Annotated in this window: 9 protein-coding genes; 1 reads left to right on the forward strand and 8 read right to left on the reverse strand. The window is 47.6% G+C overall.

The genetic code is table 11. The features are described 5' to 3' along the window. Window positions 1–7: 7 nt before the first annotated feature. The 8 genes from CI959_RS06865 to CI959_RS21765 all read right to left on the reverse strand — a co-directional run bounded on the left by CI959_RS06865 (window position 8) and on the right by CI959_RS21765 (window position 15,968). Window positions 8–2,347 carry a GH92 family glycosyl hydrolase gene (locus CI959_RS06865; RefSeq protein WP_005860107.1) on the reverse strand — a complete coding sequence of 780 codons (2,340 nt, stop codon included), beginning with the start codon at window positions 2,345–2,347 and terminating at the stop codon, window positions 8–10. Next, entirely contained in the window at window positions 2,344–3,738 is a 1,395-nt protein-coding gene (locus CI959_RS06870; protein ID WP_057317280.1) for an SGNH/GDSL hydrolase family protein, read from the reverse strand. The genes CI959_RS06865 and CI959_RS06870 overlap by 4 nt, the downstream gene beginning before the upstream one ends. A 19-nt stretch (window positions 3,739–3,757) precedes the next feature. Further along, window positions 3,758–4,918, reverse strand: a complete 1,161-nt coding sequence (locus tag CI959_RS06875) for a glycoside hydrolase family 130 protein (RefSeq protein ID WP_057317281.1) — start codon at window positions 4,916–4,918, stop codon at window positions 3,758–3,760. A gap of 24 nt (window positions 4,919–4,942) precedes the next feature. Beyond that, window positions 4,943–7,108, reverse strand: a complete 2,166-nt coding sequence (locus CI959_RS06880; RefSeq protein WP_095231424.1) for a GH92 family glycosyl hydrolase — start codon at window positions 7,106–7,108, stop codon at window positions 4,943–4,945. A gap of 127 nt (window positions 7,109–7,235) precedes the next feature. After that, a complete protein-coding gene (locus CI959_RS06885; protein ID WP_057317283.1) occupies window positions 7,236–9,920 on the reverse strand; it encodes an alpha-L-rhamnosidase in 2,685 nt (894 codons plus the stop codon). Between the two features lie 117 nt (window positions 9,921–10,037). Continuing rightward, a complete protein-coding gene (locus tag CI959_RS06890) occupies window positions 10,038–14,519 on the reverse strand; it encodes a C10 family peptidase (RefSeq protein ID WP_057317284.1) in 4,482 nt (1,493 codons plus the stop codon). A gap of 173 nt (window positions 14,520–14,692) precedes the next feature. Next, on the reverse strand, window positions 14,693–15,451 hold the full coding sequence (locus CI959_RS06895; protein WP_057317285.1) for a DNA-binding domain-containing protein: 759 nt from the start codon (window positions 15,449–15,451) through the stop codon (window positions 14,693–14,695). 358 nt (window positions 15,452–15,809) lie between these two features. Continuing rightward, window positions 15,810–15,968 (reverse strand): hypothetical protein, encoded by a 159-nt coding sequence (locus CI959_RS21765; protein ID WP_255223109.1) that lies wholly within the window; start codon window positions 15,966–15,968, stop codon window positions 15,810–15,812. A 319-nt stretch (window positions 15,969–16,287) separates the two neighbouring features. Here CI959_RS21765 and CI959_RS06905 point away from each other — a divergent pair, with 319 nt between their 5' ends. Further along, complete coding sequence (locus tag CI959_RS06905; RefSeq protein ID WP_095231402.1) at window positions 16,288–17,517, forward strand: site-specific integrase; 1,230 nt, start codon at window positions 16,288–16,290, stop codon at window positions 17,515–17,517. Window positions 17,518–17,531: the final 14 nt, after the last annotated feature.

Below are 17,531 nucleotides of genomic sequence, written 5' to 3' on the forward strand. Positions count from 1 at the left end.
TTACTGATTAATTATTCACGCCCCAATTTGTATTCGGCTCGGGGCCCATCTCCAATTCTAGTACGCCACCTTTCATGATATCCCTATAATCAAGATAGCATCTCGTATAATCCGTCCCGTTTAATTTAGCGGATTGGATATAGGTGTTTTCCGGGGTATTTCGGTTGGCTCGTATGATAAATGTATTCCCTTCGCCAACCTGAATCTCAGTCTTCTCAAAAACCGGGCTGGATATCTCATAGCGAGTATCTCCCGGACAAACCGGATACAAACCACATGCCGCCAATACATACCAAGCGGACATCTGACCGACATCCTCGTTTCCAACCAAGCCTTCTACCTTATTCTTATACGCCTTATCGCAAATGAAACGAGACCATTTCTGGGTTTTCCACGGCTGTCCCAAATGATTATACAAGAAAGGCACATGATGAACCGGCTCGTTCGCATGATTGTAATAAGCGTTCCACAGGAAATCTGTTGGTGTCTTGTCGAACATCGTATCCAGATCGGCGATCACCCGTTCCGTTCCTCCCATCAGTTCCACCATACCCGGAATATCATGAGGCACAAACCACCCCTGTTGCAGCTCATTGCATTCCATACAGCCGTACCATTCCTTCAGCTTACCCTCTTCCGGCCAAGCCTCAAACCGGCCATTCGCTTCTCTCGGGCGGAAGCTATGTTTCTCCGCATCATATAAATTCCGGTAAGACTGAGCCAACTTCGCATAATAAACCGCATCCTCCTGTTTTCCTAATGATTTCGCCAACTGAGACATACACCATTCCGTATACGCATACTCCAAGGTTTTGGAGATACTCTGCGGATTCGGGGTATAGCCCAACTCCGCATTCCCGAACATTCTCGAGGTTTTATCCGCATACCGATAAGCCTTTTCCATATCCAAGCTACAAATACCTTTCGCATAGGCATCCGCCAAGACCGATATAGCCGGATTTCCTAACATACAACCGCTATAGGCGTTCAACAACTCCCAGCGCTCATAGTACTCACGGCCACTCTCCTCAGCCATCGTTGTCAATGACTTCAACAAATCGTTCACCAATACCGGATTAATAATCGTTTGCAAAGGCATCTGACTACGGAACACGTCCCAACCGCTAAAGATCGTACGTTTCGTGAACGTATCCGACTTATGCGCTTTTCCGTCCGCGCCCATATATTGACCATCCACATCCGTGTAAATCCTCGGATCGATCATCGTATGATACAAGGAGGTATAGAAGATCACCTTTTGCTCATCCGTTCCACCGCTGACATCCATCTTAGCCAAAGCCGTATCCCACAACGAGCGGGCACGAGAACGTACCGCGTCAAAATCCCAATCCTTGATCTCCGCTTTCAAGTTCTTTTCCGCACCCTCCAAGCTTACAAAGGAAATACCGGCCTTGAAAAGAACCTCCTCATTCGCCTCAGTCTCAAACTCCGTAAAGAACCCGAGGTGCTCACCCTCATATGCCTTTGGTCTCTCCGAAATCTTTGCGTTCGCTGTCAATATCTGGAAAGCCGGACTCTCCACGAATTCCCGATGCCGATCCTGCCCTGCCGGGATATCCACGCTCCATACACCATAATCTTTCAACGGTTTGGAAAACTGCGCATAAAAATACACGGTGTATCGGGAAGAACCTTCACCATTCCCCCAGCCTCCACCTTCCGGCGTACATTCCATTCGTCCGGCGATCGTATGGTCATCTATCACTTGAACCGCCTGATACGTAGAAGTACCTCCCACACGACGGGCTAAGTCCAACTGGATACGGGACTGCTTATTCTCGGGGAAAACGAATCGCAGCATACCGCTATGAGGAGCCGCTGTCGCTTCCGCTTGTATCTGGTAATCGCTAAGCAATACCTTATAATATCCAGCCTTAGCCTCCTCGGATGATTTATCATATCGGGAACGATACCCGGCTACGCCCCCCTCTTTTCCTGAGTTCGTGCGCAGATCGCCCACGGTAGGCATTACCAATAAATTACCCAGATCACCGTACCAGCCGATACCACTCATCTGCGTAAAGGCGAATCCCTCGATCGTCTCATGCTCGTAGCTATATCCGGAACCATTGTCGCCCCCCGTAATCGTATTCGGACTTACCTGTACCATACCGAAAGGGGTAGTCGCACCGGGGAAGGTCTTCCCCAAGCCATGGTAAGCACCGGCCGCCTCCGTATTCGTACTCGCCCCGATAAAGGGATTTACATAATCAGAGAAATGAACCTCCTCGATAGTCCGGGTCGGACCGGAACAGGCCGTTCCCACCAATGCGAGCGATAACGCCGTAGTCGTTATCCATCTTAAACTTCTTACTAATCGTATCATTTCTTTATAAGTTCTATTCTACGTACCTTCGGTTGGGCGATCTGATACATACGATCCACCAACATATCGATTTGTTGGTTCCAAGCCTCCCGGATTTCCGGATACATCATCTTGGAGTAGTTATCCAGATGGCCGGCCAAGAAGATATTCGTATGAAGGTTCGCCCTTAACGTATCCATAGCGGCGATATTATCCTGAAATAACATGCCCTTCCGCTTCAAGATATAAAATTCCGTCCACGCATATTCCCGGAAACGTTTCTCGATATTCCAACGTTCCTCATTCAAATGCATGACCCGAACGGCCTGCTGATATTGCGGTGTGTTCGTTAACGCCGCTAAGTTAATACCTTTTGCCAAATCCTCGGCCGAAAACGTAGAAATTGAATCCCCGTCTATCTCCAACCTATACGCACCTTTCAATCCATCCACCCGCAATACCTCTTGATTAAGATCCTCCATAATCGGAGCGTATAAGGTCGCCTCATATTGCGTATGTTTTTTCTCCCAGCCCCGAGAGATCGTATCCATCGGATAAGGTAAAGACTTCGCTAAATAGGTAAAAGAGATCGTACCCTTGTCTGATACTTTCAATTCATTCACGAAACAATTCTCGTTCGCCAGCACCACACATCGGGAAGCATCGATATCAACTTTGGCGACCGGTTTACCCGCCAATCCCTGAGACTTCAAGAAGAAATAGGCCATCAACATATTACCGTGGTTATCCGGATGAATCCGATCTCCTTGCATTAAGGTAAACCGCGGATCTTTCGCTTGCTGTACCCTGTTCACCTCCAATACCGGGTTGTGGAAATCCACGAACGCCCAGTCATTCTTCACGGCCGCCTCTCTTTGCAGACGGATGATCTTCTGGATCGTAGCGTTCTTTCCAAGAAAAGGCTTATTTTTCTCATTTTGCCAAGTCTCGTCGTACGGCGTGCCACCGATCATGATCACCCTTGTATCTTTGTGAGATTTCATGATCTTCTGCATCGCCTGAAAGGTCGTATCTACCCGATACATTTGCCGCTCCACGAAAGCCGTAGGATTATCGCCGTTATATTCGAAATAACCACTATCGTTCATACCGAAAGTAGCCGTAACCACCGTCGGATTTTTACCATATACATCCTCCTCGATCCGTTCCAACATATCCCAAGAACTGTCACCACCAGTACCGGCGCTATACATCCGCATCCGCATATCCGGGAAATGAGTGATATAGTACAACCATATATAAGAATGATAATGTCCGCCCTCTGTTATGCTATTGCCTAAAAAAACAACCCGGTCACCCCTTTGAAAAGGGGAAGGAGTTTTCTGCGCATTGCCACACACAAACACAGAAAGCATACACGCCAAACTAAAAAGCCATCGATTAGTTCTCATCTTATTTACTTTTGGACACTTAGAAGTTCAATTGTTTATCCGATACGGCCACAGCCACGAATGAATCAGCACAGCCATAATACAGATACCATTTATTCCGGTAATAGACCAGACCTTCCACGAATACGGTACCCGCAGGGTATTGACCGCTTTTTTCAAAATCATCCGTCGGTTGCAAGAAAGGCTTATCCAAACGACCGATCAATTTTGTCGGGTTATTTACATCGAACAATGCTTGTCCGGCACAATAAGAGTTCGCAGGATAAGCGGTATCCCCTTTTTCTCCCGGTTCGTTTTTACCGTTATACAACAGAACGATGCCATCCTTTGTCAAGATAGCGGGAGGTCCACATTCGGTCAACTGGCTATCGAAATAGCCGGAACGGGGAGAGAACAATTTAAGCAACTCACCATTCTCGTCCAACAGTGGGTCCCAATCTGTTAAATTATCGGAGGTAGCCGCATATACATTCTTCTCCCCCCAGTACATGAAATACTTGCCATTCACTTTCGCAATGACCTGCTTATCTCCCTTTAAAGTCGTGACTAACGATGCGGATTTGGTCGCCTCATCCTTGAATTTGCCATTATAGGCTTTCTCAAAAGCCGGACCGAACTTCGTCCAGTGTTTCAAATCCTTTGAGGTCGCCACCGCCAGGCGAGGCACCTTGCGGTTCCATTGCGTATATAGCAAGACATACGTACCATCCTCGGTCATAGCAATACGAGGATCTTCCGTACCTCCGGGACATTCGTTCTCTACTTGATTATCTTTAGCCGGATAAAAAGCAGGCTTCGTATCCCTCTCGAAATGGATACCGTCAGTAGAGGTCGCATATCCCAAACGGGAAGTCCGGGAACCGATTCCCTGAGCGGAGTTATCTTCCGCACGGTACATCACCACAATCTTCCCATCATAAATCGTAGCCGCCGGATTAAATGTGTCACTCTCCTCCCATGCTACAGAATCTTCCCGCATCGGGCAATAAAACTTAGTTGGTAACGGCTTAATTACCGGATTCACTCCTGTCGGACGCTCAAACCCGTCCAAGCACCAAGCTGTTTCCGATATAGTTTCCGATACAGCTTCCGCCGTCTGGTCTTTCTTTTGAGAGCCGCAAGCTACGGTAACCAATCCCAATAAGCCGAAAGTAGAGACTAATAATGTTTCTTTAATCATGTTATTCGTAGTATTAAGTTATATTTATTTTCCATATGAAGGGGGAGCTATCCGAGTTCCCCACGTCTTATCCGGCTTCCCGGATAATTTATATTCCAAGGTCGCCCCCCGATATAAATCCGACCAATCAATCCAAGTGCCCTCCATCTTCTTTCCATCAAGACTTAAGGAATGGATATACTCTTTTTTCTCATCACCCCCTTTGATAATCACGTCTCCCTCGGGCAAATGTAAAACAATCTTACGGAATACCGGACTATTCACAGAGAAACCTCCCACTCCGGGAATCTCTGGAAACAAACCGATACTGGCAAAGACATACCATGCTCCCATCGATCCTAAATCGTCGTTGCCCGGCAAACCGTTCACACGGCTACTATATTGTTCGTTCAGTATACGCCGGATCACTTGTTGCGCCTTATAAGGAGCCCCCGCCCAATTATAAATCCAAGGGATTTGGAAACTAGGCTCGTTACCGGAGGCGAACCATTCATCTCCATAACTAGCGTCCAAACGTCGGAACATCTCATCCAAACGCTTCTCCGCCGCTTCCTTTCCTCCTATACTATCGATCAACCCTTGCAAATCATAAGGTACCATCCAGAAATAATTCTTATATGTCGATTCCCGCCAATCCGCATCATAACGTTTCCACGAGCCATCCTCGTTTCGGGACTGCAACCAACCGGTCTCCTTATTAAAAAGATTCTTCCAGTTCATCGCCCGTTGCGTATACCAATTACAAACCGGCTCATCATTGCAGGCTTGCAAGGCGAAACGGCCAATCGCAAAATCAGAAGATGTATATTCCAGTAAGATCGAAGCGTCGTAATACCCTTTCTCCAAATACTGTTCCAAGCCCGGTCGAGTCAAAACACCTTGGGAATTAGCCCCCGGCACTTCTGCTCCATAACGCATAGTCCGCAGTAAAGTTCGAGGATCATAGGTGCGAGCTCCAAACGCATACGCATTGGCTACAAGAATCGGAGTCGGGTCCCCCTGCATAACACCTGTCTCTATATTCGCCAGTACCCAACGGGGGAAGCCACCACCGGATTGCTCGGCAAATAAGTAATGAGACATAACGATATCCGAGGTCTCCTCGGGAGCTAGCATAGCGATCAAAGCAGTCTGCGTACGATACGTATCCCAATTACTGAAAGAGGTATAGGATTTTCGGGCTGTCTTATGCACTTGGCTATCCGCCCCCATATATTCCCCATTCACGTCGCTACAAACATTCGGATGGATTAATGAACGATATAGATGCGTATAGAATTGCATCTGGCGATCCTCGTTATCTCCCTCTACCTCTATCTTCCCGAGGTATTCATTCCATTTATCTTGCGTCGCCTGACGGACCGCAGAGAAGTCCCAAGCGGGATTCTCAACCCTCAAATTCTCTCGGGCATTCTCCACCGAGACATAAGAAACACCGATCTTATACTGCACCGCCTGATTCCCCTCTTTCAACGGAAAAGTAAAATACACCCCCGAGTGACTGCCTTCCGCAAACGTATGATTCGCATGTAGTCGCTCCTCCTTCCATGTACCAAAACTCTCCGCATCCGCATCGAACTCAGCCACAAAGTAAACCTTATAGGGAGTTGGGATTCCACAGAAAGCACCACCCTCCGCATATCCCTCGCAACTATGAGGACCCGTAATCTTAATAGCGGCTACTTGGATAGGGGTAGCGGCTACTCCTCCTCCGATAATCACGGTACCCTGCTTTTCCTTGGAAGAAAACGTATAACGAGCCATACCCGTACGTTCCGTAACGGTTAATTCCGCACGTATAGAATGATCTACGGTGGCTGCGTAATAACCGGCCGTTCCGATCTCCTTGCCGACCGGAGTCTGCATATTCAAGATACTATCCGGAGAAACCCGTAAAGCTCCGGCAACCGGAAGCGTAGGGAAATTTCCCATATGATCGCATCCCGCACCACTCAATTGATTGATAACAAAGCCTAGTTGTTTCGTGAAATAAGTCGGGGTAAACTGTACCATACCGAAGGGATAGGTAGCCCCCGGATACAAATATCCGGAAGCCCACCCATTACCTTGAGTCCCTATCAGGGTATTGGTCTTAGAAACGAGATTTGACGCATTTACCAAACCTCCACACAACAAGAAAACATAGCTAACCACACATATTCGCCTTAAAAGCTGTTTACATTTAAACATGGTAATAGATCCTTTTTATTATTTAGCCTTTTATACTATATACCCTTCAATAGAATAAAACACTTACGGCGTAATAATTAAAAAACAGCTATTAACATAAGTCAACAAAAAGGGAATCATATGATTCCTATTCCGCAAACAGCGATAGGGTGTGTTTTCCACTTTCCAACAAGATCGAACCCGCCGATATCTCTACATTATTCCCATCTAACACACAATTCGATACGTTAAATGGAGCGATAAAAGTCGCCGTACTATTCGCAGGAATTTCCAGATCAAGCGAGAGCGATTGGTTCTCCATAGTCCAAGACACACGTGCCGTACCGTAAGGGGTCTCTCTCGCCACTCTCACCCACGTCACGCCATTCGGTATCTGAGGTTTGATAAAGAAATGTTTATAGCCCGGCCTATCCTCATCCGGCAAAATCCCTCCGATCGCCTGACAGAACCAAGCGCCAATGCCATTGAAACAATTATGAACCTTACTACGTTCTCCCGACCAGTATTCCCAAGTCGTAGAAGCCCCTTGATCGATCATATATAGATATCCCGGTAGCTCTCTCTTTTTCAGCATGGAATAGAGAAAATCAGCCTCTCCGTTCTTTATCGCCCAATCGGTCAAGATCGTAACACCCACCAAACCGGAACCGATATGGCCCTTACAATTCTCCAAAGTCTCTCGATATAAACCTTCCTTTACCTCGGGCATATGCTGTTCATCTGTCACGCCGACCAACATCGGATAAATCCGATCGATCTGGGAGCCTGTAGCGTACTGTTTCTTCTCCGGATCATAGAAAGTCTTCTGGATAAGCTCGTTCAATCGTTGGCGACGCTCTTTATACTTAGCGGCATCCTCCGCTTTCCCCAATACCTTCGCAATCTTCTCCATCGTAGTGAGGCAATCGCTTATAAAGCAGTTACTAACCAGATCTACCGATGACTGCGCCGTATAATCGACACCCGCCGGAGCCAACCAATCCCCTAAATACCATGCCCGATAATCCGTATCCGGCCAACGTTTCAGCAATCCATCGACCGTATACGCATCCACATAACGCAACCAATGTCGCATAACCGGATAATATCGCTCGATCAGACGGCTATCCCCATAATTCAAATAAGTCTGCCACGATCCCGTGATAATAAAGCCACACCAATACGGACCACCTCCCGCCGGGTATGGATTCGGTACGCAATGCGGCATACCCCCATCCTCACGGATGCAATCCTGCCACATCTGCATCCAGTTCATATACACGGAAGAGCCCTCATACAATGTCTGGAAACTCTTACAAGAGGCATTTCCATCCCCACCGTATCCCATACGCTCATAATGCGGGCAGTCTACGATATAACCACTGAAAGCTAGGTTCTTGAAAGTATATTTGATCATCGCATAGATAGCATTCAAGTCCGGATCCGAGCACTCGAAAGACGAGGCATCCTTATAATCCGTATGAATCAGATAGCCAGTGACCTCCTCGGGAGCTTTCGCCAAACCGGATATCCTTATATATTGAAACGCATGGTGGTTAAATTTATTTCGGAATACCTCTTTGCCTTGTCCGGAACCGATATACCAATCCTCATACTGTCCGTTCTCCTCTTGTGGCTTGAAATCTTCGTTTTCATTTAACCAATCCGTATATTCCATACGGACCCGGTGGCCTTCCGGTAATTTTGGGAAACTCAGCTCAACCCAACCATTTAACGCCTTTCCCATATCTACGAGCCAAATACTGTCCCCTATTTGTTTGATTCCTTTGGGACGGATAATCTCTTGTATTCGATTAGGCTCACACATCTGGGGACTTACCTCTATCCCGGGTACCTCCACCTCCAACACCGGCTTCCAATCCAGTTCGTCGAGCGTAGCCGTTGTCAAATCCGGCAACGCCTTCCGCCCATCCACACATTCACCCCCGAATTGATGGGGATACCAAGTACCGGTACCGGTCTCACCATACATACTTCCCCGGCCTTCCCAAGAGCTATCCGTAACGAGTAGCGTACTTGTAGTGCCATTTCTTTGAATCTCGTCCAATTGCAGTTTAACCAACGGCCCATCATGAACGGCATTAAAAGTAGCTTTTCTGTACCAACCACGGCCCAACCAGAGCAATAAGTCGTTTATTCCCTGCTTTGCGTACGGCGTAAGATCGTACGTCACCGATAATGATCTTTTGTTTAATTGAGATACCGCAGGCGAGAGAACATCTTCCGATACCTTCCTCCCATTTAAATAGATCTCATGATACCCTAAGGAGTTTACATGAAGGAGTAATGTGGCATCACGGTCTTGAAGCTCGAACTTCTTCCTTAACATCGGATTCTTCTCATCCGGCATCCCTATATATTTCCCTTGCCATTCCGCTTTATCCAAAAGCCCGATCCCAAAGCGATTGACCAGACTCCAGTCCGAGGATTCCCCTTTATCGCCCCATACCCGGACTTTCCAATAGGCCAGCACACTAGATCGCAACTCTTTCCCTCGATAAGGGACCATCACGGAAGCGGACGATTCCACCTTACCTGAATTCCATAGATCGGCTTTGCCTTGAGCCAGCAAGGAACTATCCGTGGCTACTTGTATCTCAAAATACGCTTGCCGCATAGTTTGCCCGTCTGTCTCGATTTTCCAGCTAAAATGGGGATGGGTATTGTCGATCGCAACCGGATTCTCCAAGTTCTCACAACGAAGATCTTTTAAGACGATCCTCCGTCCGGATTCACAGCCCGACATCAGTAACAATAGGGTCACAAAGTAGATAGATATACATTTCATGATAAATAAATTGAGATTACGCATGAATATACTTTCTAATGGCTTACGATACTTATATCCCCGGTAAATATTAAGATTTATTAAACAAGAAAGGCGAGCCACTCGCAAATGACTCGCCTTCCTATGATTCCTCAAGAATGGCTAGAAGCGGATCTTGTAGGATTGGTTGCCAATATAAATTATATAAGACCCTTGTGGAATACTCGTGATAGTCTCGCCTACAGGCAAAGATAAGTTCCTATACAAACGCCCTTCGAATGTAACGATACAAGCTGTGTCCATAACAGGAGTCTGGATATGCAATCGTCCATTCTCTCCCCATACTCGCAAGCCATTGGGATCTACCTCTGCGTTATCAGTAGGATTATCTTTCACGATGCCTGTTACGGTAACAACGATATTACTCGTTACTTTCTCAATCACATAACGGCCGCTTGATACCGGACCAAGTACTGAGCCATTCGCTTTCACTGTCAGTTGAGGCGCACTGTAGCCGTCCTTCAAAGTCAGTGTGAACGCAAAACTCTTGCCGGATTCTACATTCGTGGAAGACTCCGCAATCAAGGTAGCGCCCTCTACAACTGGCAATGTCACCATGTAGGTGGTCGGGGTTGGCTCCGGTTCTGGTTCTGGTTCCGGAATCCTATTACCTGCCGCCGTAATCACCAAGGTAGCCGTGATCTTCTCCAATGCGAAAGCACCCGTGCCAGAATTGTATGTATAATCCGTAGACGCTAGCGTATTCTCTCCCATCTTCACAGTAATGGATGTCGGAAGCGTATAGCCGGAGGCTGCTTTCAGCGTAAGTTCCACTTTGGAATCCTTAGCCAAAGGCTCGAAAGAAGCCGGATCGGAAGTGAGGTTAACAAGATTCGGGATTACCTCAAAGAAGCCCTCTTGTACACCTTTCGCCTCAATAACGATCTCGCCATCCACATTCTCAATCTCGATTATTCCCGTCGTATTGTCATACGTATAGTACTCAGAACCTGCTGCCCTAAGCAAATTCTTTTGCTTCAACAAACGACCATTCATCATCACCTTTATGACATAAGGGAATTTGTATCCCGTAGCTGGTGCTAATTCACATTTGAATGGCTCTCCTTCTTTCACGGTCTGTTCGGAAGTTTTGATCTCTATGTTCTCGGTCTGTTCTTTCACTTGGAAGATCTCCGCACCAGAAGCTTTAATGGAAACCTCAGCGGTTACGTTCTTTATTTCTATCTCCCCGGTCTTCGGATCATAGGAATAGCCGGAACCGGTAGCCAGCACTTTATCACCCATCATCACCTCGATCGTGGAAGGAAGCCCGTACTGTGGGGTCACTACAGATAACTTACCGGTCAAGGTCTCACCATGTTTAATCTTCTTGCCTTGCGAGATATCAGAAGTCAAGTCTTTTAACGTAAGGGCTACCGCATAGCTCTTCTGTACGCCTTGCGCCGTGATCGCTAACTCGCCGGTTACTTTCTTCAAAGAGATTTTTCCCGTAGCGGCATCATAGGTATAATCAGTTACGTCTACCAAGGTCTTGCCATCCATCACGATCGTAACCTCAGTCGGAAGCGTATAGCCCTCATTCGCTGAAAGTTTACATACGAAGGTATCACCAAATGTCGCCTTGGCATTCGTTGGAATGTCGGAAGTGATATTAACTAATGAGGCCGTAACCGGATAGCTATTCTTCACGCCTTCCGCAGAAATAGAAAGCTTACCTGTAATCTTAGCCAAATAGAAGGCTCCTGTAGAGGCATTATAAGTATAGTCCGTTCCGGCTATCAAAGTCTTACCGCCCATTATTACCGTAACGGTAGCCGGAAGCGTATGGCCTTCGGCCGCCTTCAAGCTCAGCTCCACCTTACCGTTAACCAATACAGGATCGAACGAGGCGGGTTGGGAAGTGACACCCACAAGGTTAAGTATCACCTCGTAGTGACGGTCATCGATGCCGGAAGCTTTCACGGTCAAGTCACCGGAAACTGCTTTGATCACGACTTTACCTGTTTTAGCGTCGTATGTGAACTCTTCCGCTGTCAGTGCGTCATTGCCCTTCAAGATACTGATCGCATCCGGAAGCTTGTAGTTCGTAGCGGCTTTCAAGGTAAAAGTGAACGATTCGCCTTCCTTTACGGTTGTAGCCGAGGTAATAGCCGGCGTGGAGGTTAGGTTCTTCAATTCTGCCGTTATCTTATAAACGGATGGTTCAGACATTCCTTCAGCGGTAATGGCTACCTCACCTCTCACATTCAATATCTCTACTTTGCCTGTCTTGGCATCGTAGGTATATCCCTTTCCTGCCTCTAAAGTGGAACCGGACATCTTTATCGTAATGGATACCGGAAGCATGTAACCGCTATTCGCCGATAAGGTAAACGAGAATGCCTCTCCTTCTTTCACGGTCGTAGCGTTCGTGATAGCAGGGGAAGAAGACAGATTCGACAAATTTGCCTTAACAGGATATGTGGCGGGTTTGCCGGGAGTGTCCGACTGTTTAAATAATACGGTATATATCATACTGTCATCTCCGTTCATAGCCGTAATCTTGATCTTCCCTTCTGCGAAATCTCCTTTCCATACTGGGTTAGTTATATCAACCTTCGCCTCGCCTTGGACAGCCTTGGCCTCAAGACTTAGCTGAGGCCTTTCTTTTAAGTCTTTGGGCAGAAAGACTGTGTAGGATTTCCATTCGCTATTTAACGTAATAGGGATGGAAGTGCCATTTATCCTATAGCTAAGCGAGGCTAGAGAGGTGTCCGAGTATTTATAGACATCATCACTGACCTGTATTCCATTCGCACTTATATACAAATGCCCAAATATGCGTGATATATATAACTCGCCTGTTTGTTCATTATAGGTGGCATAATCTGGTTGTGGCCATGCATGATTTATAAAGATAGACTGATAATAAGCTTCTTGTATCGAAATATCATTCGCCTTGGGCAAGGTAAATCCCGGTTTGGCGACTAATTTGACGGTTATATCCTTATTATACTCCAACTTTCCCGGGGCTTCCAAGCCTAGCCCCCCGTTACGGCAATCAAGTTCCCAATCATAATAGACCTTTTGGTCTGATACCGGCCCCTCCACACTACACATATCTGCGATCTCAGGAGAGAGTCCTCTTATCACCGTCCAATTCTTCTTGTCCGTGGAACAAGCGACCATTACGTAATCATCCTCGGACATCTCCACGATAAAATTACCGGAATGCCTATTCCCATAAATCGTATTTCCTATTGATGCTTCATTTACGTAGCCTATACTCTTTATATTTCCCTCACGATCTGTCAAAGCATAGGTTAAGTAACCTTCGAAAGGCACATTTCCCGTATTTATGATGGGAAACATAACGATATCCTCACATTTCCCATTCGTGCGTATTTCAAATCCATTTCCCTGTGCTGATTCATATACATATAGTGAGGCGTTATTCTCGCTATCCTTGTTTGGTTTTATATTTATCACCATCTCATGCCCCCGGTTGTAGCCGCCCCATGTCTGATCGTTCTTGGGGTCGAGCGACGAAAGCACATAGAATCCGTTATACATACCGCCCCATCCCCAGTTGATATGATAGCGGCCATAAGTGTCATATCCATCACAGATGAAGGCATGCGCCTTACCATAGAAAGCGTCTACCCTTGTCTCGGTCTCGCTTCCATAAAGGACAGGGCGTCCATTGTCTAATTCCTCATGGATGATCCGTTCCCATTCTTCCCATGAATAATCCATATCCGAAAAACTTTGAAGCAAGTGCTTCATCTGTCGGCTATACCCGAACACATCCCTCATCGCAACTAACGCATCATCAATATATGCGGAACTTTCCTCAAGCTTATATCGCATGCTCATGTTTGCCCCTACTTGCCATAGCAAATTCGAGACTGCGCCGATATGCTCTGCGGCAGAAGAACCAGTCAACTCGTTTGGCATATTATTCCAATCGTAACTCCCGTAGGATATGGATAAGTCGTTATATGACGGGACTCTATTTTCCGGGCGGGCTTGTTCCGGATAACCATGATATTTCATCAAGATACCTACAGCGGTCGCCATACAACCTGTCGGCGCATGTTGTCCATTCTTCAAAGGAGTTTGTCGATTGAAAGGATCTCCTTGCCCCCAATTAGCCGTTGGCAATAACACTTCTCCTGTAGCCGCCCTTAAATAGCCGCTTAAGTAACGGTTCCATTCGGCTTCCATAGCAACAGAGGCCCTCATGTCTATTTTATCCGCATACGTGATTTGCTCTTGATAGTACGCCAGTATCGCCCGTAGATTCTCCGGTAAATTATCCGGATCAAAATTACCCTCGTCCGATTGTCCTAGAACCGGGTAAGCACGATCATCGCCGGAGACGATCACGAACCCCTTGTTTCCCGGTACGTTAAACACGAAATAGTCCGCAGCACCATCAACCGTCCCGCTTCGTAGCGCAGAACTCGATTTTCCCGGAGCCGCCGCATAAACCAACGTCAAGTCTCCAGCCGAGCGCAAGCCCGAACCCGCGTTAGCCACGTTCTCCGCCACCTTGCGAGCCGTGGACACGTCTATCCTTTCTGCCCGGACCATCATGGCCGACAGGCAAAGGATGATGATTAGTAGAATTTGTTTTCTCATACACGATAATATTTATAATGAATAAAAGATTTAACATTCGTTCACGGGTATGCTCATAGCTTCCCGTCTATGACCGGTGATAGAGCCTATGCTATGATCCATGAGAGAGCCTAGGCTATGAGGGGTGAGAGCCTAGGCTTTATCAGCCCTCATAGATGAGGCTCTCCGCCTTATCAGATCTCGTCCGGACTCTCACTATTGCCTCCGGCACCTACCGTCAAGAGGATGGGGAACTTATAGGTACGCGGGTCCTTCACCAAGCCGTAATTCGCCCCCGCCTGCGTAGTGACGCTCAGCCAGTACTGCCCCTCGGCGAGTGGCGGGATCTGGATGATGATCTCGCTCTTGGTGTTGCGCACGATGAGGGAGACCTTCACGGGCGTGGCGCCCTCCTCGTCCTTGGTGAAGTAGACGCCTACAGATGGATCATCCCCCTTGATAAGCAGCGTGCTGCCGAAGATGATAGCCGGAGCGTTTGGAGTGATATGGAGGTTCTTCTCGTTCGTGGTAGAATCCGTGAGGCTCTCGATCATCGGGCCCACGGTAGCTACGTCGGCGTTCACGTAGATGTTTTCTAGCGCCTTCAGGAGGGTGGCGCTGGGGGTGAACATTACGGTGATCTTATTCTCCGTAGAGCGGAAGTCTGATTTCTTTCCGTCGAACGAGCCGTTGATAGTGAGCAGCCATTGCCCGAACTTGTTCACCACGCAACGGCCTTGGGCGAGGGCCTCGATCATCTCGTCGTAGGAGAGGTCGAGGATGTTGGTGATCGTCTCCGGACGATACTCGGTACGTTTCTTCACGATGCGGTTCGAGATGTCTGAGGTTCGCGTGGTTCCGGTAATGCGGATCTTTCCGGTGAAATCGCCGGTTTTCTCGGTTAACACGTTGTCGTACAGATCTACGGTCAAGATGGTCTTTTCTTCTGCCATGATGTTTTTTGTCTTTAATGCCCCGTGGTAGTGGGGCGTTACCTTTTAATAATGTTTATCACCCTTATTCGCGAAATAAGGGGAGGAGATATCGCACGTCCAACATAAACTAAAAAAACACGCATAACCACTATTTTTAACCGCATATCCACGATATATGCGCAATAAGCATAAATTTGGATTAATTAGAGGATACGATATCTGTATCCCCTTCAATTCCTATTTCTTAATAAATAGATAAAAGTGATTGTTTATCAATAATATTTTTTACATTTGCCAAGCCTTCCGTTGAAAATAGCCTATTATAGGTAATTTTTATGCTGAATAGGCTCTTCCCCTTATTTCGCGAATAAGGGTATCACCCAGCCGCCAAAAGCAAATCCACCTCTTCCGTCACCCTAGCGTTCGCACGATTCAATTCTGACTGTTCCAAAGAGGCCAGATAAAAACGTGTTGTTTTTTCCGAGGTATGCCCCAACGCTTGGCTAATGATCGATAAAGGGACTTGTTTCCGCAAGGCGTTCGTTGCCCATGTATGGCGGATCGTGTAAGTAATATTTAGAAATGCAATAAAAAACAGAATGACGAGAATTAAACGTAAAACGTTTATAATTAAGCGTTTTGCAAGAATTGCATAATCGTCTGACCTGCAAAAGAAAACAAAATATTGCAGTGTTTCAGTTACCAGACTGTTAGCCGCCTGTTTCGGAAACAACGGCAGGTAACCAAGTTTTTACCGACAGGAACAAAGCGGATTTGTATTCACTGTTTATCAATGTTTTGCATGCCAAAGGACGCTTTTCAAAGGAGTATTTTTACAACCTAAAAAAGAGCGTATGAAAGTGGAAAAATTCAAGGTGCTGCTCTACCTGAAAAAGAGCGAGCCGGACAAGACCGGCAAGGCCCCGATCATGGGACGGATCACCCTGAACCGCACGATGGCGCAGTTCAGCTGCAAGCTTTCCTGCACTCCCGAGCTATGGAACGCGCGTGAGAGCCGGCTGAACGGCAAAAGCCGGGAAGCGGTGGAGACCAATGAAAAAATAGAGAGGCTGCTGCTTGCCGTACACTCGGCCTTCAATTCCCTCATGGAAAGGAAGAGAGATTTCGATGCCGCTGCCGTAAGGGACCTGTTCCAAGGTAACGCGGGCACGCAGATGACCCTGCTCAAACTTCTCGACCGGCACAATGAGGAGATGAAAGCGCGTGTGGGCGTGGACCGTGCGCCTACCACGCTCTCGACCTACCTCTTCACCTACCGCACGCTCGCCGAATTCATCAAAACGAGGTTCAAGGTCCCGGATCTTGCCTTCGGACAGCTCAACGAGCAGTTCATCCGTGACTACCAGGATTTCATCCTCCTGGAGAAGAAATACGCCGTGGACACGCTGCGCGGCTACCTGGCCATTCTGAAAAAGGTCTGCCGCATCGCCTACAAGGAGGGGCACTCGGAGAAATACCATTTCTGCCACTACAAGCTACCCAAGCAGAAGGAGACCGCCCCACGGGCGCTCAGCCGGGAGAATTTCGAGAAGCTGTGCGACCTGGAGATACCGGAAAAACGCAGGTCACATGTCATCACCCGGGACCTCTTCCTCTTCGCCTGCTACACCGGTACGGCCTATGCCGATGTGGTAAGCATCACCCGGAAGAACCTCTTCACGGACGACGATGGCTGTCTTTGGCTGAAATACCGGCGAAAGAAAACCGACTATCTCGGACGCGTCAAGCTGCTGCCGGAGGCCCTCGCACTGATCGAAAAGTACCGTGACGATACCCGTGCCACCCTCTTCCCGCCGCAGGACTACCACACGCTCAGGGCCAACATGAAATCCCTGCGCCTAATGGCGGGGCTGAGCCAGGACCTTGTCTACCACATGGGAAGGCATTCTTTCGCCTCATTGGTCACGCTCGAGGAGGGAGTGCCGATCGAGACCATCAGCAAAATGCTGGGACATTCCAACATAAAGACCACCCAGATATATGCCCGTGTAACCCCGAAGCGACTGTTCGAGGACATGGACAGGTTCGTCGAGGCAACCCGCGATTTGAAACTTATTCTTTAATCCCCAAACAATTA

The organism is Parabacteroides sp. AT13, from assembly GCF_002272965.1.
GTDB classification, from domain to species: domain Bacteria; phylum Bacteroidota; class Bacteroidia; order Bacteroidales; family Tannerellaceae; genus Parabacteroides; species Parabacteroides distasonis.